This window comes from Luteibacter sp. 1214, from assembly GCF_031455395.1.
Lineage (GTDB): Bacteria > Pseudomonadota > Gammaproteobacteria > Xanthomonadales > Rhodanobacteraceae > Luteibacter > Luteibacter mycovicinus.
The window spans coordinates 34679-55811 of record NZ_JAVDSQ010000003.1 but is presented as its reverse complement, the minus strand read 5'-3'; the positions used below and the strand labels follow the sequence as shown (position 1 = coordinate 55811).

The following is a 21133-nucleotide window of genomic DNA, read 5'->3' as shown; positions in this document are numbered from 1 at the left end:
TCATGCAGCACTCCCTCAAAGCCGTAGTTCCCCCGTCCGCCGAATGGACGCCGGGGTCGTGGCGGTCGAGGACCGCCCTCCAGCAGCCCACCTATGAAGATCAGGCGGAGCTCAATCGTGCCCTGGGTCAGCTGGGTGAACTGCCGCCGCTGGTCACGTCGTGGGAAATCCTCACGCTGAAGCAGCGCATTGCCGAGGCGCAGGACGGCGAGCGATTCCTGCTTCAGGGTGGCGACTGCGCCGAGAGCTTCGCCGACTGCAACAGCCCGATCATCTCCAACCGCCTGAAGGTGCTGCTGCAGATGAGCCTCGTGCTCGTGCACGGCATGAAGAAGCCGGTGCTCCGGGTGGGGCGTTTTGCGGGTCAGTATGCCAAGCCGCGCTCGGCGGACACGGAAACCCGTGACGGCGTCACGCTGCCGGCGTTCCGTGGCGACCTGGTCAACAGCCCGGAGTTCACCCCGGAGGCGCGTCGCCCGGATCCGCAGCGCTTCATCAAGGCGCACGCGCGTTCGGCGATGACGATGAATTTCGTCCGCGCCCTGATCGACGGCGGTTTTGCCGACCTGCATCACCCGGAATACTGGGATCTCGCCTGGGTCGACCACTCGCCGCTGGCTGCCGAATACAAGCGCATGGTCGCGACCATCGGCGACTCGCTGCGTTTCATGGAAACGCTGGCCGGTCAGTCGATCTCCAGTTACTCGCGTGTGGACTTCTACACCTCGCATGAAGCGCTGCTCCTGCATTACGAGGAAGCTCTGACTCGCCAGGTGCCGCGTCAGGACGGCTGGTTCAACCTGTCGACGCACTACCCGTGGATCGGTATGCGCACCGCGGCACTCGACGGCGCTCACACGGAGTACTTCCGCGGCATCCGCAACCCGATCGCCGTGAAAGTCGGCCCCACGGTTCAGCCGGACGAACTCATCCGGCTGATCGATGTGCTGAATCCGACGGAGGAGCCGGGCCGTCTGACCCTGATTCATCGAATGGGGAACGACAAGATCGGTACGCAGCTGCAGCCGTTGCTCGAGGCGGTCAAGCGCGAAGGCCGGCGCGTCCTCTGGGTCGCCGATCCGATGCATGGCAACACCGAAAGCACCAGCAACGGCTACAAGACGCGTCGTTTCACCAATATCGCGGGCGAGCTCGACCAGGCGTTCGACATCCATGCGGCCGCCGGCACGCGTCTTGGCGGTGTCCATCTCGAACTCACCGGCGAAAACGTCACGGAGTGTCTCGGTGGCGCGCGCGGTCTGGTCGAGACGGACCTCGATCGCGCTTACAAGTCGATGGTCGATCCACGGCTGAATTACGAACAGTCGCTCGAGCTGGCGATGTTGATCGTGAGGAAGTCGGGCGGCATGGCCTGACTTCAGTGAAAAAGGCTCCGGGAACGGAGCCTTTTTTCGTTACCGCGCCGGTGAATGACGTTTGCGCGCCCAGGCAACATGCTCGCGGACGATCGCCGAGGTATCGTCGGCACGCGCCTCGAGTGCCTCGACGACCTCCCGGGACGTAGGCGCATTGCCCAGGCCGACGGCCAGATTACGCAGCCAGCCTTCATAACCCGTGCGGCGGATGGCCATGCCTTCGGTGCGCGATAGAAACTCGGATTCGCTCCAGGCGAACAGGTCGACCAGCCTGGGGCCGTCGAGGCTGTGCCTTGGCGCGAAATCAGGCTCCGTCGCCTCCTGTGCAAACTTGTTCCACGGGCAGATCAACTGACAGTCATCGCAGCCGAACACACGATTGCCGATCGGTGCGCGCAGCTCCTCGGGAATGCTGCCCTTGAGCTCGATCGTCAGGTATGAAATGCACTTACGAGCGTCGAGTCGATACGGCGCCACGATCGCCTGGGTCGGGCAGATATCGATGCACCGGCGACAGCTGCCGCAATGCGCGCTCGCGGGTTCGTCGACGGGCAGGGGCAGATCGGTGTACAGCTCACCGAGGAAAAAATACGAGCCCGCGCGCTTGTTGATCAGGACCGTGTGCTTGCCGATCCAGCCGAGCCCCGCATTACGGGCCAGCGCTTTCTCGAGTACCGGTGCCGAATCCACATAGGCCCGGTAGCCGAAGTCGCCGATGTGTTCGCCAATCTTTGCCGCCAGTTTCTGCAGGCGGTTGCGCATGACCTTGTGATAGTCGCGCCCCAGCGCGTAGCGGGCGATGTAGGCCTTTTCGCCATCGTTGACCACGTCCCAGGCGTTCGACGTGCCGGGCGGTATGTAGTCCATGCGCACGGACACCACGCGTAAGGTGCCGGGCTCGAGTTCAGCCGGGCGGCTGCGGCGTGTGCCGTGGCGCGCCATGTAGTCCATCTCCCCGTGATGGCCATCGGCCAGCCAGCGTTCGAGATATGCCTCGTCGTGACCGAGGTCCGTGCCCGCGATGCCGACATCCGCGAAGCCGAGCTCGCGCGCCCAACGTTTGATGTCGGTGGCGAGTGCGGCGTAGTCGGTGTCGGTGGTGGCGGGCATACGTGCATTCTACTTGGCCCTCCTATAATCCTCCGATGACCGCACCCAACCTCGATATCGCCCTCTTCACGTCCGGGCAGGCCCGTGCCATCGACCGGCGCGCGATCGACGAGCTCGGCATCCCCGGCTTCGAGCTGATGTCGCGGGCCGCGGCGGCCGCTTATCGCATGCTCCGCCTGCGCTGGCCGGAGGTTCGCCGCCTTCGGATCGTGTGTGGCCTGGGCAACAACGGAGGCGACGGATACCTGGTCGCGCGCGACGCGTTGAATGACGGTCTGGCCGTCGATCTCGTGGCGCTCGGGGCGCCCGGTGGTGCCGATGCCTGTCGGGCGCGCGAGGCCTTCGAGGCGGCGGGTGGCCGCATGGAAGCGTTCGATGCGTGGTCGGCGCTGCCGGCCGCCGAGCTGATCGTGGACGCGATCTACGGCACGGGTCTCAATCGCGCGCCTGAAGGCGAAGCGTGCAAAGCGATCGAGGCGATCAACGCCGCGAAGGTGGCCGTTTTTGCCCTGGATGTGCCCTCGGGGCTGAATGCCGACACCGGCGACTGTCCGGGCGTGGCCGTGCACGCCGACGCCACGGCGACTTTCATCGTGCGCAAGCGCGGCATGCATACGCATCGGGCCGAGGTGGCGGGCGATATCGAGCTCCATTCACTCGACCTGCCGGACAGCGCGCTGGAGTCGCCGGACGCGTGCCTGCTCATCGAAGCCTCGTTGCCCCGTCGTCCGAGGGATTCGCACAAGGGCAGCAACGGCCATATCCTCGCGATCGGCGGCGACCACGGTACCGGCGGTGCCGTACGCATGGCTGCCGAGGCTGCGCTCCGGACGGGCGCGGGACTCGTCAGCGTGGCGACCCGCGAGGAGAACGTACTGGCGATGAATGGCGCGCGCCCGGAGTTGATGGCACATGGCGTCAACGGCCCGCAGGCGTTGCAGCCCATGCTCGACAAGGCATCCGTGGTGGCCCTCGGTCCCGGACTCGGCCAGGCGGCCTGGGGGCACGCTCTCTGGACCACCGCGCTGGACGCCGGCTTGCCCACGGTGCTGGATGCCGATGGGCTCAATCTGCTTCACGCCGAGCCGCGCGCACTTCCGGAACACATTGTCCTGACCCCGCACCCCGGGGAAGCGGCACGCCTGCTGGGCGTCGAAACCGCGGCGATTCAGGCCGATCGATTCGCGGCGGCCCGCGAGCTGGCCCGGCGCTACCGCGCCGTCGTCGTCCTGAAGGGCAATGGCAGCCTGATCGCTTCGCCCGAGGGCGAGGTCGCCGTGTGCCCGTGGGGGAACCCGGGCATGGCGAGCGGCGGCATGGGGGATACCCTGACCGGTATCGTCGCTGGCTTGCTGGGGCAGGGATGTAGACCTTATGAAGCCGCTTGCCTCGGCGTGGCGCTGCATGCGCGCGCCGCGGATGTGGCGGCGCGAGCCGGCGAGCGTGGCCTGCTTGCCGGCGACCTGCTCGAGCCGCTTCGCCGGCTCGTCAACGGGCTACCCTCATGAGCGGCGCCGAGCGGATTCTCCCTGACGAGGAAGCAACCCTCACCCTCGGCCGCAGTGTGGCCGGGGCGTTTCCCGGCGGTCTGGTCGCCTTCCTGCATGGCGATCTCGGCGCGGGGAAAACGACGTTCGCCAGAGCGTTTCTTCGCGCGCTCGGTGTCGGCGAGCGCGTAAAGAGCCCGACGTACAGCCTCGTCGAGGGTTACGACATCGGCGATCGTCGTGCCTTTCATCTCGATCTGTATCGCATCGCGGATCCCGGCGAACTCGAATGGCTGGGCCTCGACAGCCTGGCCGAGCCCGGCGCCATCGTCCTCGTGGAATGGCCTGAGCGCGGCGCTGGGGCATTACCGCCTGTCGATCTGGAGCTGTACTTCCGACATGCCGACGGCGGCCGCGCCGTTCGGCTCGAGGCGCGGACTCCCACGGGTCGGCGACTTCTGGAAGCCCTCGGCGACTGACCTTCCTGTCGCTGTTTGGAGCGCATTCCTGTACGCGCGTTGACGAAGGTTTCGCAGGTTATGGATTATCAAGGGAAAAGATATTGCATTCGTCGGGCGCATGGAGTTCAATCCGGGCCATATGAGGGGAATCACTAACAAATTAGGCCTGCTTGCGTGCGTGACCGCCGTCGCGACGTTTGCTCCTGCCGCCTCGAATGCGGCCGACGTGAAGGCAGCCCGCGTCTGGGCGGGCCCGGAATACACCCGGGTCGTTTTCGATCTCTCCGGTCCGGCGACCTACAAGATGTCCCAGGGAGACACCCCGGGCAGCGTGGTGCTGGATATCGCCGGCAGCTCGGTGACGGGGGATTTCTCCGCGCCAGGCGCGCAGGGCCTGTTCAAGTCGATGACGACGGGCAGGCAGGGCGGCGGCGCCCGCCTGGTCGCCAGCGTCGATGCAAGGGCGAAGCCGAAGAGTTTCCTTCTGAAGCCGGCCGGGGACTACGGGTACCGGCTGGTGCTCGACCTCTATCCGGGCGGGCAGAGCGACCCCGGCGATAACAGTCCAACGGACAACGACATGCCCGCGATTGCGAAGGCTGCCGCGCAGGCCGATGCGGAAGCCGCCGCGGATACGCCGACGGTTGCGCCCTCCGGTGGAAAACGCGGCAGGGCTGGAAAGACGGCAAAGACGATTTCAGCCGGCTCGCCGCCGATGCTGACCGGTGAGCGCAAGGTCGTCGTCGCGATCGATGCGGGCCACGGCGGCGAAGATCCCGGTGCCAGGGGCGCTACAGGTCTGCGCGAGAAGGACGTCACGCTGCAGGTGGCGCGCGAGCTCGCGGACCAGATCAACCGCCAGCCCGGCATGCAGGCCGTCCTGACCCGAAACGGCGATTACTTCATTCCGCTGAAGCGCCGCTACCAGATCGCTCGCGAGCACAACGCGGACATGTTCGTGTCGATTCACGCGGATGCGTTCAAGAACGGCGACGCCAAGGGTTCGTCGGTCTGGGTGCTTTCCCCTCGCGGGAAGACGTCGGAGGCCTCGCGCTGGCTGGCCGACCGTGAAAACCGCGCCGACCTGGTCGGCGGCGTCTCGCTGGACGACAAGGACGATTCCCTCGCCGCCGTGCTGCTGGATCTCCAGCAGGGCTACGCGATGCAGGCCAGCGAATCCATTGCCGGCAACGTGCTGAAGGCCCTAGGCCGCCTGGGCCCGACCCATCGCGGCTACGTCGAGCGCGCCAACTTCGTGGTGCTGCGTTCGCCGGACGTCCCCTCGATCCTGGTGGAGACGGCCTTCATCACGAATCCCACCGAAGAAAAGCGCCTGCGCGACGACGGTCACCGTCGTGAGCTGGCGACCGCGGTGCTCGGCGGCGTGCGCAACTATTTCGAGTCCATGCCGCCCCCGGGTACGTGGTTTGCCGCGCAGGCCGCGCGGCGCAACGGCACGTCGCTGGCTTCGACGGCGGCGAGTGCGCCCGCCGCGCCGGCCGTGGCCTCGGACGCCGGGGCCGTGGCATCCGACGCGGTCAAGGCGGCGACGACCCGGGTGGTCGCCAGTCGTGAGCCTGTCGCGAAAGCCCCCGCCAGCCGGGCACCGACGCCCGCATCCCGACCAGAACCCGCGCCCCTCAAGGGCGGGGCCAAACGTCCGCCATCCGACGCCATCGTCGTGCAGACCGTCGACGCCCCGCCGAAGCCGGCGGCGCCCGCCGGCCGCGCCGATGACAACGTGCGCGACCTGCACCGCGTCAACCGCGGTGAGACGCTGACCGGTATCGCCCAGCAGTACGGCGTGTCGGTCGGCGCGCTCAAGAGCGCCAACAAGATGAACGACAACAACGTCCGCATCGGGTCGGTGATGGTCATTCCGTCGAGCTGACGGAGTCGCCTTGGGCTATCCTTTCGACCTGAACGCAGTCAGGTCGTAAGCCATGCCCATTCGCCCCCTGCCGCCCGAGCTGATCAACCAGATCGCGGCCGGCGAAGTCATCGAGCGGCCCGCCTCGGTGGTCAAAGAGCTCGTCGAGAACAGCATCGACGCAGGCGCCCGCCGCATCGAGGTCGATATCGAGCAGGGCGGCTCCCGCCTGATCCGCGTGCGCGACGACGGCGGCGGCATTCCTCGCGACGAGCTTGCCCTGGCCGTGGCGTCGCATGCCACGAGCAAGATCGGCAGCTTCGACGACCTCGAGCGCGTCGCGAGCATGGGATTCCGCGGTGAAGCCCTGGCCTCCGTGTCATCGGTGGCGCGGTTCGCGCTGACGTCCCGTTCGACCGGTGAAGACGCCGCCTGGCGTATCGAGGTGGATGGCGGTCGCCTGCAGGAAGCGCGTCCCGCGCAGCATCCGCCGGGTACCACGATCGAGGTGCGCGACCTGTTCTACAACGTGCCGGCCCGACGCAAGTTTCTCCGTGCCGAGCGCACCGAGTTCGCTCACATCGACGACCTGCTGAAATCGCTGGCACTGGCGCGCGAAGGCGTGGATATCCGCCTGTCGCACAATGGCAAGCCGGTGCGGCTGCTGAAGCCGGCCCGCGACGAACATGCCGCGCTGGCCCGTGTCGCCGAGGTCCTCGGTCCGGAATTTCCGGGCCAGTCGCTGCGGGTCGATCACGAGGCGGCCGGTCTGCGCCTGTCCGGCTGGGTGGGGCTGCCCACGGCATCCCGTTCCCAGGCCGACCAGCAATATTTCTACGTCAACGGGCGACTCGTCCGCGATCGCATCGTCGCGCATGCCGTACGCCAGGCGTATGCCGACGTGCTGTTTCATGGTCGTCATCCGGTCTTCGTGCTGTTCCTTACGCTGGATCCGGTCGGCGTCGATGTGAACGTGCATCCGGCCAAGAGTGAAGTGCGCTTTCGCGAACAGCGACTCATCCACGATTTTCTTTTCCGGACTTTGCACGAGGCGCTCGCGCAGACACGCGCCGGTGTCGCCGCAGCGGCGGGCGAAGGCTCCGTGGCCATGGTGGGCACGGTGGGCTCGGGCTTCGTGCAGCCCGGCTTTACCGCCACCCAGTCGTCGGCTCCTCCGATGGCCGCCTGGCCGCAAGCGGGCAGTCAGTCGCGCCTGACACTCGGTGTCCGCGACGAGCCGCTCGCCGGCTATGCCACGTTGTTCGGCAGCACCGCATCGGCGCCGCGCCCCTCGACGTCGTGGACGCCGCCAGCCGGCAACGAGTCGGAGTCGGGTGGCGACGTCCCGCCGCTGGGCTACGCGATCGCGCAGCTGAAGAACATCTACGTACTCGCCGAGAACGAGCACGGGATGGTGCTGGTCGACATGCACGCGGCGCACGAGCGAATCACTTACGAGAAGCTCAAGAACGGTCGCGTCACCGCCAACCTGCGCTCGCAGATGCTACTGGTGCCGTTGTCGATCGCGGTCAGCGCGCGCGAAGCCGCCGCTGCCGAAGAACATGCGGACGCACTGGGTGAGTGGGGCCTGGAGCTGTCGCGCAGTGGCCCGTCGGGCGTCGTTGTGCGGCGTATCCCCTCGCTGCTGGAAGGTGCCGATGTGGCGCAGCTGACCCGCGACGTGCTCGGGGAACTCGCCCAGCACGGCAGCTCACGTCGTCTCGAGGAACTCGAAAACGAACTGCTTTCGACGATGGCGTGTCACGGCTCGGTCCGGGCTGGCCGACGCCTGGGCATTCCTGAAATGAACGCTTTGCTTCGCGAGATGGAAGCCACCGAGCGCTCCGGTCAGTGCAATCACGGCCGGCCGACCTGGGTGCAGTTGTCGCTGGGGGAGCTGGACAGGCTGTTTCTGCGCGGTCGCTGAATCCGTGTATGCTGGACGGATAGACGTCCAAACCGGGGTATCGCCATGATCCGTTCGTTTGCCTTCGCCTCCGTCGTGGCGGTCACGTCCGGCACTGTCATTGCCGGCGATGCCTATACCGCCGCCGTGGAAAAAGTCCGCGCGTCGCGCCTCGAAACCCTCAAGGCGCCGGCCGGATGGCTCAGCCTGATCGGCCTGGAATGGTTGCAGCCGGGAGCGAATCGCGTCGGCAGCGCCACGGACAATGACATCGTGCTCAAGGCCGGCCCGGCACACCTCGGCGTCGTCACGCTGGACGACACCGGCAACGTCACGCTGGAAGTCGCCAGGAGCAGCGGTGTCCTTGTCGACGGTCGCGAGGTGCAGCGGGCGACCCTGGTGGACGACGGCGGCAACGGTGGCAAGGCGACTGAAGTGCGCTTCGGCTCCGCCAATTTCTTCGTCATCGCCCGCGACGGCAAGAAGGCGCTGCGCGTAAAGGACGAGAATGCGGAGACCCGCACGCACTTCGTCGGCCTCGACTATTTCCCCGTCGATCCGTCGTGGCGCGTCGAAGCGGAGTGGGTACCGTTCGATCCTCCGCATGAGATCGAGATCGGCTCGGTGCTTGGCACCATCGACAAGGAAAAGGTGCCGGGTAAAGCGGTGTTCACGCGCGACGGGCATGCCTACGAGCTCTTCCCGATCCAGGAAGAACCCGACTCGCTGTTCTTCGTCTTCGCCGATCGCACCAGCGGCAAGGAGACGTACGGCGCCGCACGCTTTCTCGATACTCCGTTGGCGAAGGACGGCAAACTCGTGCTCGATTTCAACGAAGCCCGCAATCCGCCCTGTGCGTTCACGCCGTACGCCACCTGCCCACTGGCACCGCCCGAAAACCGGCTGGATGTCCGGGTGACGGCGGGCGAGAAGAAGTACGCGGGCGGCCACGGCTGACACCAGGCTCGCCCACGCGCGGGAAGGCCAGCGTCAGCGTCGCATGCGCTCAGGCGCCCTTGAAGGTCGGCTTGCGCCGCTCCAGGAACGCGCTGGTGCCTTCCTGCATGTCTTCCGTCGAGAAGGCGATGGCAAAGCCCTGGGTCTCGAAAGCCAGTCCCTGATCGATCGCGCACTCGCCACCCTCGATCACGGCTTCCAGAATTCCCTTCAGCGCGAGCGGCGCGGCGGCGGCAAGCTGTTCGGCCATGGCATCCACGGCGGCATCCAGTTCATCGGCCGCCACGACGCGGGTGACGACCCCGACGCGTTCGGCACGCGCGGCGTCGATCTGCTGGCCGAGCAGACACAGCTCCAGTGCGATGCCGCGACCGGCGAGGCGGGTGAGACGCTGCGTGCCGCCAAAGCCGGGGATCAGACCGAGGCCGATTTCCGGCTGACCGAAGCGCGCCTTGTCGCTGGCGACGCGCAAGTGGCACGCCATGGCCAGTTCCATGCCGCCTCCCAGCGCGTAGCCCTGGATCTTGGCGATCACCGGCTTGCCGAGTCGTTCGACGGTCAGCATGAGGTCCTGCCCGGCCCGTGAAGCGGCCTGCGCCTTCACCGGAGACCAGGCGGTCATCTCCGAGATGTCCGCACCGGCGACGAAGGCTTTCTCGCCAGCGCCGGCGAGGACCACCACACGGACGGCATCGTCCTGGGCGGCCTGGCGGAAGGCGAGCGTCAGCTCGCCGATGGTCTCGCGGTTGAGCGCGTTGAGCTTGTCGGGGCGGTTGACCGTGATGTGGCGCACGGCGCCGCGGTCGGCGGTGGTAAGTGTACGAAAGGCCATGGCGGTTCCTGGCGGTTGGGCGAGGAGGCGGATGGTAGCAGGGGAACCTTTACCCCCTGCGCGGCGTCTTATGGCGTACGGACGGGGCGGCGACCGATGGATTATCCTCCACGCACGCCCAGGGTTCCGGGTTCATGGAGAACGGGATGCCATCCTCGCGTTTGCTGGTCACGATCGCCGCACTGCTGTGCCTGCCCGCCCTCCCGGCGTTGGCACAGGCACCGTCGACGGCGCCTGCGTCCGGTGCTCCGGTCATCGACAAGACGAAGCTGTCGTATGCGATCGGTTATCAGATCGGCACGCAGTTCGCCAACAGCGCGCAGCCCGACGTGGACATCGCCGTGCTGGTCAAGGCACTGCAGGATGGTTATGCCAAGCGTGCGCCAGGCGTTCCGATCGACGTGATGCAGCAGCAGCTCGTCAATTTCGATGCCAAGGTCCAGCGCGACTCGGCGGTCGAATTCCGTCGTGTCGCCACCGCCAATGCGAAGCGCAGCGCGGATTTCCTCGCCCGCAATCGCACCCGCCCCGGCGTGACCACGTTGCCCTCCGGCATCCAGTACGCCGTGCTCGCCAAGGGCAACGGCGCACAGGCGCAGGTCACCAGCACGGTCGTGGTGAATTACCGCGGGGCGCTGATCGACGGTACGGAGTTCGACAGCTCATACGCGCACGGCAAGCCCGTGACCTTCACGGTCAACCGCGTCATCCCCGGTTGGCAGGACGTCATTCCGCGCATGCATGTCGGGGACAAGTGGAAAGTGGTGATTCCACCGGCGCTGGCCTATGGCGAGCGCGGCGAACTGCCGCGCATCGGGCCCAACGAGGCGTTGTTGTTCGACCTCGAGCTCATCGACGTCAAGCCCTGACCGTCGCGCTAGAATGGCCGACGGTATGGCCATCGTCTCTTCCTCCTCGCTGCCCCTGACTCCCTGCACCGGTGTGTGCCGGCTCGACGCGCGCGGTCTCTGTGAGGGCTGTCTGCGCACGGGTGACGAGATCGCCCGCTGGTCCACGATGGACGACGAGCAGAAACTCTGGTTGATGGACCGGATCCTGCCAGGCAGGCAGAACGCCTGATGGATGACCTGCTCGCCCGGCTGCACGGCGCGCTGCTTCCCCTGGAGGCGCCCCCGGGACCGCGCGGCTGGAACCATGAGGACATGGCCGAGCTCATCGGCGATGCACCAAGGCGCGCCGCGGCGGTGCTGATCGGTATTCGTGACGACCGTGAGCAGCGTGTCGTGCTTACCGTACGCACGGACACGCTGCAGCAGCATGCGGGTCAGGTCGCCTTTCCCGGCGGCCGGGTGGAGGACCACGACGAGGACGCGGTCGCCACGGCCTTGCGCGAAAGTCACGAGGAAATCGGGCTCGATGCGCGCATGGTAACGCCGTTGGGGTTCCTGGAATCCTTCGAGACGATCAGCGGTTACTCCGTCACGCCGGTGGTTGCGCGCATCGCGGCCGAGGCGACACTGACGCCCGATCCCGGCGAGGTGGCCGAGGTCTTCGAGGTCCCTTTCGCCTTCTTTCTCGAGCCGGAAAACCTCCGCCGCTATACGATGGATTTCCGTGGCCACCGCCGCGACATGGTCGAATTTCTCCATGCGGGTTACCGCATCTGGGGTGTCACGGCGGCCATTCTTCTCAACCTGCTCAAGCGAATGGGGCATCGCCCATGTTGATCTCGCGCACGCTGATAGACGCCATCACCGCTTCGCACCTGCCGGCGCAGGATGTGCTTTTCGTCGATGCGCGTTTCGACCTGGCGCAGCCGTCGAAGGGGAATGAGGACTACGCACAGGCGCACGTGCCTGGCGCGGTGCGTGCCGACCTCGATCGTGACCTCGCCGACATGGCCACGCCGGCGGACGGCCGGGGGCGACATCCGTTGCCGTCCGCGGCGTCGTTCGCGGCGTGGCTGTCGCGCGCGGGGTGGCGCCCCGATTTGCAGGTCGTCGTTTACGACGCGGCAGGCGGCGCACTGGCGGCGGCACGTCTGTGGTGGCTGGCGCGTCTGGCCGGCCTCGACAATGTCGCGGTGCTCGACGGAGGCTGGGCCGCCTGGGAGGCGGCCAGGCTTCCCGTCGATGCGAGAGTGGCTTCGCGCGATGCGACCGCGGTACACGCGGCCTTCGACGAAGCAGGCACGGTCGGTGCGGATGAACTCGCCGATGGTGTCGCCAGCGGGCGCTTCGTCCTGCTGGATGCGCGTGCGGCGCCGCGCTACCGGGGCGACGTCGAGCCGCTCGATCCCGTGGCGGGGCACGTACCGGGAGCGCGCAACCGGCCGTTTACGGACAACCTCGACGCGGAGGGCCGGTTTCGCTCACCGGAGGACCTTCGTCGCGCCTTCGAAGGGGTGATCGGACCCCATCCGGCGGAAGACGTCGTACACATGTGCGGCTCCGGCGTGACCGCATGCCATAACCTGCTGGCCATGGAGTACGCGGGGCTGTGCGGATCGCGTCTGTATGCGCCGTCGTGGAGTGGCTGGGTGAGCGACCGGTCGCGCGGTGTGGCGACCGGCGAGGGCTGACGTCCGCTCCTCGCCGGCGATGGGTCAGAGCGACACCGTCCGCCGCTCGCGTGCACTCAGCTGCGCCGCCTCGATCACCCGGATGACATCGCGGGCCTCGCGTGCGGCGACCGGCAAGGTCGCACCCTCGCGAATCGCCGCGGCCACACCTTCGTAATACGCCGTGTAACGGCCGGGCAGGGTATCGATCACCGTGGTGCTGCCATCGGCATCGGTGAACCGGCCGAACGACGCCGGCTCGTCCTCGCCCCAGTTCGCGCCGCCCGGGCGGCGGCCCTCACGAAGCGCGGCTTCCTGGCCGTCGATGCCGTACTTCACGAAGCTGCCGCCATCGCCGTGGACGAGATAGCGCGGGCCCGGGTCGCGGACCATGACCGACGCATGCAACACCGCGCGCCGATGGCCGTAATCGAGCACGAGATGGAAGTAGTCATCCACCTTTGCGGCTGCGCGCTGGCGCGCGACATCCGCGGTGATCGCCTGAGGCAGGCCGAACAACACCAGGGCCTGGTCGATCAGGTGCGCGCCAAGGTCATAGAGCAGGCCGGATCCCGCGACCTCGGTCTCGCGCCACCCCTGCTTGATCTCGGGGCGGAAGCGATCGAAGTGCGCCTCGAAGTAGACGACCTCGCCGAGGCGGCCGTCGTCGACGAGGCGACGAACGGTCAGGAAATCGTTGTCCCAGCGACGGTTCTGGAAGACGGAAAGGCGGCGGTCCACGCGGTCGGCCAGCGCGATCAGGGCATCGGCCTCGGCGGCGTTCAGCGTGAACGGCTTGTCCACCACGACATGCTTGCCTGCTTCCAGCGCGGCACGCGCCAGTGGCGCATGGCTCTCGTTGGGCGAAGCGATCACGATCAGCTCCAGCGACGGGTCCGCGATCAGGTCGTGAGGATGTTCATACGCCGTGGCCTCGGGAAAGTCGCGGGCGATCTGTTCCGCACGGCGACTGCCGATGGCGGCGAGACGAAGGCCTTCCGCCGCGGCGATCAGTGGCGCATGGAAGAAGGCACCTGCTGTGCCATAGCCGATGAGGCCGGTGGGAATCGGTTGCATAGTCGTTCCTGAGGTAGTCCTGTCAACAAGCGTAGCGCGAGCCGCCTGAGCGTTTCGTTCAGGAATTCGCGGTTTTCTGTCGCCTCTGATCGTTGCCCAGCGTGACGTTCCCTGCACGGGGCGACGCAGAGCATCGGCGGCGAACTCCCATAAGAGACATGACCCATGGTGGCAGCAAAGAAAGCCGCGCCTATACCCTCCGCCGCGACGAGTGAGTGGCCCGGCAAGGTCGTATTGGTGACCGGCGGCGCGCAGGGTGTGGGCAAGGGCATCGCGGAAGCGGTACTGGCCGCCGGTGGCTCCGTGGTCATCGGCGATCTGGATGCCGAAGCCGGCAAGGCCTGTATCGACGAATGGGACGCGGGCGAGCGCGCCGCGTTTCTCGTGCTGGATGTCGCGAAGGAAGCGAGTGTCAGGCGTTTCGTGGCCTCGTCATTGCGACGCTTCGGTCGCATCGATGGCCTGGTCAATAACGCAGGCATCGCCAACCCTGTGAACGGTCCGATCGAGAAGCTCGACTGGACCGAATGGAAGCGGCGCATCGATACGAACCTCGGTGGGACCTTTCTCTGCAGCAAGCACGCCTTGCCGGCGTTGAAAAAGAGCAACGGCGCCATCGTCAATATTTCCTCGTCGCGCGCGCACCAGTCCGAGCCTGACACGGAAGCCTATGCGGCGAGCAAGGGCGGCATCGTCGCGTTGACGCACGCGCTCGCGATCAGTGTGGGACCGGTTCGCGTCAATGCGATCAATCCGGGGTGGATCGTGGTGGATGACTGGAAGAAGCCATCGGCGCGCCATAGGCCGAAGCTGTCAGCGGCGGATCATGCGCAGCACCCGGTCGGGCGGGCGGGTATCCCGCCGGACATCGGTGCGCTGGCGGTATTTCTGCTGTCGTCGCAGGCGGGGTTTATCACCGGCGAGAACTTCACCGTCGACGGTGGGGTTGCGCGGAAGATGCATTACGTCTGAAGCCCTGCCGACGATGGGATGCCGCTGTACCGCTGAAGAGGCACGGTCGTCTTCCCGCCGGGATCGAAGCGCCCGTTGGCCTCGTTGTAATCCCATTGCTCGACCACGCATGTTGAGCGATCGGTGGTCGGGTCGTGGCGAATGACATTGAAAGAGTTGCTGATTCCCTCGCGAATGCGCGTCGACAACGCCGTGCCCGCCTGTACCGACCACAACTCACTGGACAGTGCACGCTTTTCGGTATTGAGCGGCCTGACATAAGGCAGGTGGATGTGTCCGCCGAGCACAAGGTCCGCGCCGGCGGTGGCCCAGGCGGCGATCGCGCGCTCATGGTTGATCAGAAGGTTCTCGACGTCCTTCTCCCGTATCACATGGACCGGCTGGTGCGTTACGACGACGCGCAACTGATCGACGGTGGCTTCGCGTAGCCGCTGGCTGACGCGTTCGATCTGCGCATCGGATACCTCGCCGTTCTTGTGCCGGTGCGCCCGGACGGTATTGACGCCGATGACCAGCAACGCGTCGTCCGTGTGCCCGGGTTCCAGGTTCGCCCCGAAGACGCGGCTGAAACCACCGAACGGATCGAAGGCGCGTGCGAAGACGTTCAACAACGGGACGTCGTGGTTCCCCGGAATCACAAGGGTAGGGCGCCCGTAGCCGTCGATGAAACGGCGGGCGGCATCGAACTGGCTGCGCCGCGCGCGCTGCGTCACGTCACCGGAAAGTATGACGAGATCCGGCCGCATCGAGATGATCAGTTCGCTCAGTGCCGACACCACGTCGGGACGCTCGGTGCCGAAGTGCGTATCGGAAATCTGTACCAGCGTGCTCAACCCGGATCCTCCCCTGGCTGGCGTTCACCATGGGTAAGCAGCACGAGCGGGCGCGGCGCGGCGCGGAAGACGATAGGCGGATCGAGCCAGACGATCTCGCCGTCGACGGCCACCTTGATCTTCGCCCGGTGGTGTTTCGGTTTGACGGTGATCTCGCGAAACGGAAAGCTGACGACGTCGTCCGCTTCGCCGAGTTTGCCCAGGGCGCCGCTGAGTATGAGGCGGAGCATGGTGAGCTTGCCGATGGGCTTGAGCACGAGTCCGGCCAGCGTGCCATCGTTGCGATGCACGTCCACCGCCTCGGGCAGACCGATTTTCTCCAGCTGCAGCGCATTGTTACCGACGAACAGTGTCGGCGTTCGCAGCTGACGCGACCGCGTGCCGTCGGTTACTTCGACGCGAAGCGGCCGGAAACCCTTCATCAGCGTCGACAGGCCCGACCACAAGGCGACGATGCGGTGCCGGCCGAAACGCTGTTTCCACGTCTCGCGGTCTTCGAGCACCTGCGGATAGAGACCGAGGCTCGCATTCACCAGGAACACGCGATCGTTGACCATGCCGATCTGCGCGTTAATCGGCGTAGACCGCACGAGCGCCTCGGCGGCGCCGCGGGTGTCCGTCGGAATGCCGTGCGTCCGGCCGACGAAGTTGAAGGTACCTTGCGGCAGGATGCCCATGGTCAGCTGTTCGCGCCACGCCGCGGCGGCAACGCAGTTGATGGTGCCGTCGCCGCCCGCGGCCACGATCGCGCCACCCTGCTCGCTGGCGTACGCGGCGGCGTCGCGGACGACGTCCACGATGTCGTGCTCGTCGTCGATGAGAAAAAACGCATGAGGATGTCCGGCGGCATCGAGAATCGAGGCGATCTCGTCGCGTGCCGCCGCGGCGTCCTGTCGGCCGGAGCCGGCATTCATGACAATGGCGAAAGAGACTGGACTGGACATCGCTGGATCGAAGCATTCGCCTCGTTACGGCCGCATGAAATTACGTCCTGGCCTGCCGGCCCTCGCGAAGGCGGAGGTATTCCGCGCTGCCGACACACAGCGTGACCCAGGCAAGGCCCGTGGCGTATCCCGCCATCACGTCGCTGAAGTAATGCACCTGGAGCAGGATGCGGCTGATACCGACCACCGTGATCATGGCCACGGCAGCGATCACGATGAGCCGGTGCCAGCGAGGTGGGCAAAGCACCAGCAGGACATACGCGAGCATGCCGTAGAACACCATCGACCCCGATGCATGGCCACTGGGAAAGCTGTAACTGTGTTCGACGATGAAGCCATGGTCGTGCAGCGGCCGTTCGCGCTGGAACCAGCCCTTGAGCGCACTGTTGATCGCGGCGGTGCCGACCAGCGTGGCGATCCAGGTGATGGCGAGGCGCACGTGCCGGCGAAGCAACAGCGCGAGGAAGACGACGCCCGTGGCCACGCCGACGACGACGGGATCGCCCGTATGGGTGACCCAGGCGATCGCACGCAGCACGGGCAGGGGCAGGTTGGCGCGCAGGTCGGCGGCGAGGCTGGCGTCGAAGACGGTCAGGCCTGCCTGCTCGCGAACCTCCACCGCGATCGCCGTGGCGATCACCAGCATGGCGACGATGACGACCATGGCGGTCGTGGGGCGCAGGAAGGCGCGGGCCGCCGGGTCCAGTCCTTCCCGCCGCCGCACGGCGCGGCGCCACGCCACGTCGGCGCCCAGCAGGGCGGCGACCAGAAGGAGCGCCCAGACCGATAGGGCGTGGCGACTGATCCAATCCAATGGCACTGCGATCGCTCCTCGTCTCATGGCAGGATCGGGCATGTTGCCACGCCGCGACCTCGCGGCCCGAAAAGGGGATGAACATGTCGAAGGTTTCGTTGGCTCGCGCGGTGCTCGCGCTGGCCCTTCTCGCTGGCGCCGCCTCCGCCGTTCATGCCGACGGCGCGCCGCTGGCGCATCGCATCGTGCGCGTCGGCCTGCCGGCGGCAAGCCAGGGCACTTCCGGCCGTCTGATCCTGTTCGCCATGCCCGCTTCGGCTGCGAAAGACGGCAAGGCGGAAGAAGTGGACACCAACCCATTCCAGCCGACCGCGGTGTCGGTCGCGGCCAGGGACGTCGGCTGGATCGGTGGCGGCCAGACGGTCGACCTCGACACGGACGGCGAGGCGTTCCCCGCGGGCTTTTCGAGCCTTCCGCCAGGCGATTACCTTTTCCAGGCGGTGCTCGACGTGGGGCATGACTACAACTACAGCGGACGCCATGCCGGCGATCTGATCAGCCCGGTCACGGCCGTCAGGCTGACGCCGGGCGGTAGCCTGCCCACGCTCACTCTCGATACCACCGTGCCCGCGAAGGACCCCTGGAACCTGCCGCCGGCGGCACCGCAGGCAATCCGCGACGCGCTGCCCGAGGCGCGCAAGCATGCGCATGCGGAGGTGTTCGAGAGTCCCGCTCTGACGGCTTTCGCCGGTCGCCCCCTGTCGATCCGTGCCTGGGTCGTCACGCCGCCCGGCTATGACCCCAAAGCCTCGACACGTTATCCCACGGTCTATCTGACACACGGCTTCGGGGGTGGCTTCGACCGGTTCACGGGGACCATCGCGTCGGTATGGTCGGCCATGGCCAACAATCAGATGCCACCGATGATCTGGGTCCTGCTCGATGAATCCGGTCCTACGGGTACGCACGAATTCGCCGATTCGGTGAACAACGGTCCGTGGGGCCAGGCGCTGACCACGGAATACATCCCGTGGCTGGAGGCCCGCTACAAGATGGACGCCAGGGTGAGCGGTCGCTTCCTCAATGGTCATTCGTCCGGCGGCTGGGCCACGCTGTGGCTGCAGACGCGTTATCCGAAGGTGTTCGGCGGCACCTGGTCGACCTCTCCGGATCCGAGCGATTTCCACGACTTCACCGGCATCGACCTCTACGCGCCTCACGCCAACGCCTATAAGGCGGCCGATGGCACGCCGTACCCGCTGATCCGAGACAAGGGCAAGGTGATCGCCACGTTCGAGACCTTCGCGCATCTCGAGCGCGTGCTCGGCGCCTATGGTGGCCAGCTGGCATCGTTCGAGTGGGTGTTCTCGCCGCGCGGCGCCGACGGACGGCCGCAGCCGATGTTCAATCGCGATACCGGCGCGATCGATGCGAATGTCGTCGCGTACTGGCGCGACCATTACGACATCGCCCAGCGCATGCGCACACAGTGGCCGTCGCTCAGGCCCGACCTGGACGGAAAGATCCACCTGATCGTCGGCACGGCCGACACGTTCTACCTCGATGGGTCGGCGAAGTTACTCAAGGACACGCTCGACGGCCTGCACGCGAAGAGCGATTTCCGGTTCCTGCCCGGAAAGACGCATTTCGACCTCTATACCGAAGGGGATGACCGGCAGGCGTTGCTGAAGAAGATCGCCTGGGAGATGTACGGGGTAGCGCGGCCGGGGCAGGGCAAGCCCGGAGGTTGAGGCCTGTCACGCCGCGACGCAGCAAGGCCTTCACCACGGGCTGGGCTAAAATGCCGGTCTTTGCCCCGGAGAGTTTCATGGCGCAGCTTCCCTCGGCCGGCGGCCGCTTCCGTGCCGCGCTTGCGGCGGAACAGCCCCTGCAGGTCATTGGCGCGATCAACGCCAACCACGCGTTGCTGGCGAAGCGCGCCGGGTTTCGCGCGATCTACCTTTCCGGCGGCGGTGTGGCGGCGGGTTCGCTGGGCCTTCCCGACCTCGGCATCAACACGCTGGACGACGTACTCACCGACGTGCGTCGCATCACCGATGTGTGCGACCTGCCGTTGATGGTCGATATCGACACGGGGTTCGGCCCGAGCGCGTTCAATATCGCGCGCACCGTCAAAAGCCTGATCAAGTTTGGCGCCGCCGCCTGCCACATCGAAGACCAGGTCGGCGCGAAGCGCTGCGGTCACCGGCCCGGCAAGGAAATCGTCACGACCGAGGAAATGGCCGATCGCGTCAAGGCCGCCGCCGATGCGAAGACCGATCCGGACTTCTTCCTGATCGCGCGCACCGATGCCATCGCCGTGCTCGGCGTGGATGCCGCCATCGACCGTGCCATCGCCTGCGTGGAAGCGGGCGCCGACGCGATCTTCGCCGAGGCCGCCTACGACCTGCCGACGTACAAGCGTTTCGTCGATGCGGTCAACGTGCCCGTGCTGGCCAATATCACGGAGTTCGGCCAGACGCCGCTGTTCAGCACCGAAGAGCTAGGGAGTGTCGGCGTCGGCATCGTCCTGTATCCGCTTTCCGCGTTCCGCGCCATGAACAAGGCCGCCGAGAACGTGTACACCAGCATCCGCCGCGACGGTCACCAGCGCAACGTCATCGACACGATGCAGACGCGCGAAGAACTGTACGACCGCATCGGCTACCACGAATACGAGCGTCACCTCGACGCGCTGTTCTCTAAGAAGGGTTAAGGAGAGTCACTCATGAGCGACACCGCAACCACCACCGGCCCGAAGCCGAAGAAATCCGTCGCATTGTCCGGCATCGCCGCCGGCAATACCGCGCTGTGCACGGTCGGCCGCAGCGGCAATGACCTGCACTACCGTGGTTACGACATCCACGACCTCGCCGCGAAGGGCTCGTTCGAAGAAGTGGCCTACCTTCTCGTTCATGGCGTCTTGCCGAACTGGATGGAGCTCAACGCCTACCGGGCCAAGCTGAAGCGCCTGCGCGGTTTGCCCGCGCCGGTCAAGGCCTCGCTGGAACTGCTGCCGGCGGCCACGCATCCGATGGACGTGATGCGCACCGGTGCGTCGGTGCTCGGCACCGTGCTGCCGGAGAAGGACGATCACAATGTGACGGGCGCGCGCGACATCGCCGATCGTCTCATGGCGAGCTTCGGTTCGATCCTGCTGTACTGGTACCACTTCAGCCACAACGGCAAGCGCATCGAGACGGAGACCGAAGACGACTCCATCGCCGGGCACTTCCTGCATCTGCTGCACGGTCGCAAGCCGAGCGATCTGCACTCGCACGCGCTCGACCGTTCGCTGGTGCTGTATGCCGAGCATGAGTTCAACGCCAGCACGTTTGCGGCGCGTGTCATCGCCGGTACCGGTTCGGACATGTATTCGGCCATCACCGGCGCCATCGGTGCGCTGCGCGGTCCCAAGCACGGCGGTGCCAACGAGGTCGCGATGGAAATCATCGCGCGCTACCGCGACGCCGGTGAGGCGGAAGCCGATATCCGTGCGCGCGTGGAGCGGAAGGAGATCATCATCGGATTCGGGCATCCGGTGTACACCGTGTCCGATCCGCGCAACGAGATCATCAAGGAAATCGCGCGCAAGCTCTGCACCGACGGTGGCAATCCGCGCCTGTTCGAGGTGTCGGAGAAGATCGAGAAACTGATGTGGGATCTGAAAAAGATGTTCCCCAACCTCGACTGGTACTCGGCGTCGGCGTACCACATGATGGGCGTGCCGACGGCGATGTTCACGCCGTTGTTCGTCATCGCGCGTACGTCGGGCTGGAGCGCCCATGTGATCGAGCAGCGTCAGGACGGCAAGATCATTCGTCCGAGCGCGAATTACACGGGGCCGGAAGACCAGGTGTACACGCCGATCGAGAAGCGCTGAATCGAGGCGGCGTTGCCGCGTCGGTATTGATTCGCGCGCGGGGCGCGCTCCTACCGAAGCCGCGTTCTCGCTCCTACGAGAGCCGCATTGTAGGAGCGCGCCCTGCGCGCGAAAGGCCAACAGCGCGATGACGCCGCGCCCCGGCTACTC

Annotated in this window: 18 protein-coding genes and 1 pseudogene; 13 read left to right on the top strand and 6 right to left on the bottom strand. The window is 66.4% G+C overall.

From position 1 onward, the window contains the following. Positions 1-2 precede the first annotated feature (2 nt). A complete protein-coding gene (locus J2X57_RS08555) occupies positions 3-1376 on the top strand; it encodes a 3-deoxy-7-phosphoheptulonate synthase class II (RefSeq protein ID WP_036115425.1) in 1374 nt (457 codons plus the stop codon). Positions 1377-1415: 39 nt separating this feature from the next. On the opposite strand, the gene queG is transcribed toward J2X57_RS08555, so the two are convergent. Further along, positions 1416-2486 carry a tRNA epoxyqueuosine(34) reductase QueG gene (gene queG / locus J2X57_RS08550; protein ID WP_036115422.1) on the bottom strand — a complete coding sequence of 357 codons (1071 nt, stop codon included), beginning with the start codon at positions 2484-2486 and terminating at the stop codon, positions 1416-1418. Positions 2487-2521: 35 nt separating this feature from the next. Between queG and J2X57_RS08545 the strand changes: the two genes are divergently transcribed. From J2X57_RS08545 to J2X57_RS08525, 5 genes are all read left to right on the top strand, one after another. After that, positions 2522-3994, top strand: coding sequence for an NAD(P)H-hydrate dehydratase (locus J2X57_RS08545; RefSeq protein WP_309865808.1), 1473 nt, complete (start codon positions 2522-2524; stop codon positions 3992-3994). Then, positions 3991-4452, top strand: a complete 462-nt coding sequence (gene tsaE, locus J2X57_RS08540) for a tRNA (adenosine(37)-N6)-threonylcarbamoyltransferase complex ATPase subunit type 1 TsaE (protein WP_090355996.1) — start codon at positions 3991-3993, stop codon at positions 4450-4452. Before J2X57_RS08545 ends, tsaE begins: the two co-directional genes overlap by 4 nt. A 121-nt stretch (positions 4453-4573) precedes the next feature. Continuing rightward, positions 4574-6325, top strand: a complete 1752-nt coding sequence (locus J2X57_RS08535; RefSeq protein WP_309865805.1) for an N-acetylmuramoyl-L-alanine amidase — start codon at positions 4574-4576, stop codon at positions 6323-6325. A gap of 52 nt (positions 6326-6377) precedes the next feature. Beyond that, complete coding sequence (gene mutL / locus J2X57_RS08530) at positions 6378-8231, top strand: DNA mismatch repair endonuclease MutL (RefSeq protein WP_309865802.1); 1854 nt, start codon at positions 6378-6380, stop codon at positions 8229-8231. 45 nt (positions 8232-8276) lie between these two features. Continuing rightward, on the top strand, positions 8277-9167 hold the full coding sequence (locus J2X57_RS08525) for a DUF1684 domain-containing protein (protein ID WP_309865799.1): 891 nt from the start codon (positions 8277-8279) through the stop codon (positions 9165-9167). 49 nt (positions 9168-9216) lie between these two features. Here the strand turns inward: J2X57_RS08525 and J2X57_RS08520 are convergent, their stop codons facing one another. Then, positions 9217-9999 carry an enoyl-CoA hydratase-related protein gene (locus J2X57_RS08520; protein WP_308847295.1) on the bottom strand — a complete coding sequence of 261 codons (783 nt, stop codon included), beginning with the start codon at positions 9997-9999 and terminating at the stop codon, positions 9217-9219. Positions 10000-10145: 146 nt separating this feature from the next. On the opposite strand from J2X57_RS08520, the gene J2X57_RS08515 reads away from it, so the two are divergent. The 3 genes and pseudogenes from J2X57_RS08515 (at position 10146) to J2X57_RS08505 (ending at position 12541) form a co-directional block, all read left to right on the top strand. Continuing rightward, on the top strand, positions 10146-10868 hold the full coding sequence (locus J2X57_RS08515; protein WP_239708973.1) for an FKBP-type peptidyl-prolyl cis-trans isomerase: 723 nt from the start codon (positions 10146-10148) through the stop codon (positions 10866-10868). Positions 10869-10881: 13 nt separating this feature from the next. Further along, positions 10882-11687 (top strand): annotated as a pseudogene (locus tag J2X57_RS08510) (CoA pyrophosphatase). Then, positions 11681-12541, top strand: a complete 861-nt coding sequence (locus J2X57_RS08505; RefSeq protein ID WP_309865793.1) for a sulfurtransferase — start codon at positions 11681-11683, stop codon at positions 12539-12541. Before J2X57_RS08510 ends, J2X57_RS08505 begins: the two are co-directional and overlap by 7 nt. A 24-nt stretch (positions 12542-12565) precedes the next feature. Here J2X57_RS08505 and J2X57_RS08500 read toward each other — a convergent pair whose 3' ends face one another. Continuing rightward, positions 12566-13597, bottom strand: a complete 1032-nt coding sequence (locus J2X57_RS08500) for an oxidoreductase (RefSeq protein ID WP_090356006.1) — start codon at positions 13595-13597, stop codon at positions 12566-12568. 165 nt (positions 13598-13762) lie between these two features. Here J2X57_RS08500 and J2X57_RS08495 point away from each other — a divergent pair, with 165 nt between their 5' ends. Further along, positions 13763-14569, top strand: coding sequence for an SDR family oxidoreductase (locus J2X57_RS08495; RefSeq protein ID WP_309865789.1), 807 nt, complete (start codon positions 13763-13765; stop codon positions 14567-14569). Here J2X57_RS08495 and J2X57_RS08490 read toward each other — a convergent pair. Genes J2X57_RS08490 through J2X57_RS08480 form a run of 3 tightly spaced genes read right to left on the bottom strand, consistent with a single transcriptional unit; the run spans position 14560 to position 17166 of the window. Next, positions 14560-15402, bottom strand: a complete 843-nt coding sequence (locus tag J2X57_RS08490) for a metallophosphoesterase (RefSeq protein WP_309865785.1) — start codon at positions 15400-15402, stop codon at positions 14560-14562. The two genes, J2X57_RS08495 and J2X57_RS08490, sit on opposite strands and share 10 nt — an antisense overlap. Continuing rightward, positions 15399-16346, bottom strand: coding sequence for a diacylglycerol kinase family protein (locus J2X57_RS08485; RefSeq protein ID WP_036115397.1), 948 nt, complete (start codon positions 16344-16346; stop codon positions 15399-15401). The genes J2X57_RS08490 and J2X57_RS08485 overlap by 4 nt, the downstream gene beginning before the upstream one ends. Positions 16347-16386: 40 nt before the next feature. Then, on the bottom strand, positions 16387-17166 hold the full coding sequence (locus J2X57_RS08480; RefSeq protein ID WP_239708976.1) for a phosphatase PAP2 family protein: 780 nt from the start codon (positions 17164-17166) through the stop codon (positions 16387-16389). 71 nt (positions 17167-17237) lie between these two features. Here J2X57_RS08480 and J2X57_RS08475 point away from each other — a divergent pair, with 71 nt between their 5' ends. From J2X57_RS08475 to prpC, 3 genes are all read left to right on the top strand, one after another. Next, entirely contained in the window at positions 17238-18851 is a 1614-nt protein-coding gene (locus J2X57_RS08475) for an alpha/beta hydrolase-fold protein (protein ID WP_090356018.1), read from the top strand. Between the two features lie 77 nt (positions 18852-18928). After that, positions 18929-19816 (top strand): methylisocitrate lyase, encoded by an 888-nt coding sequence (gene prpB, locus J2X57_RS08470; protein WP_090356023.1) that lies wholly within the window; start codon positions 18929-18931, stop codon positions 19814-19816. 12 nt (positions 19817-19828) lie between these two features. Beyond that, on the top strand, positions 19829-20983 hold the full coding sequence (gene prpC / locus J2X57_RS08465) for a 2-methylcitrate synthase (RefSeq protein WP_036115388.1): 1155 nt from the start codon (positions 19829-19831) through the stop codon (positions 20981-20983). Positions 20984-21133: the final 150 nt, after the last annotated feature.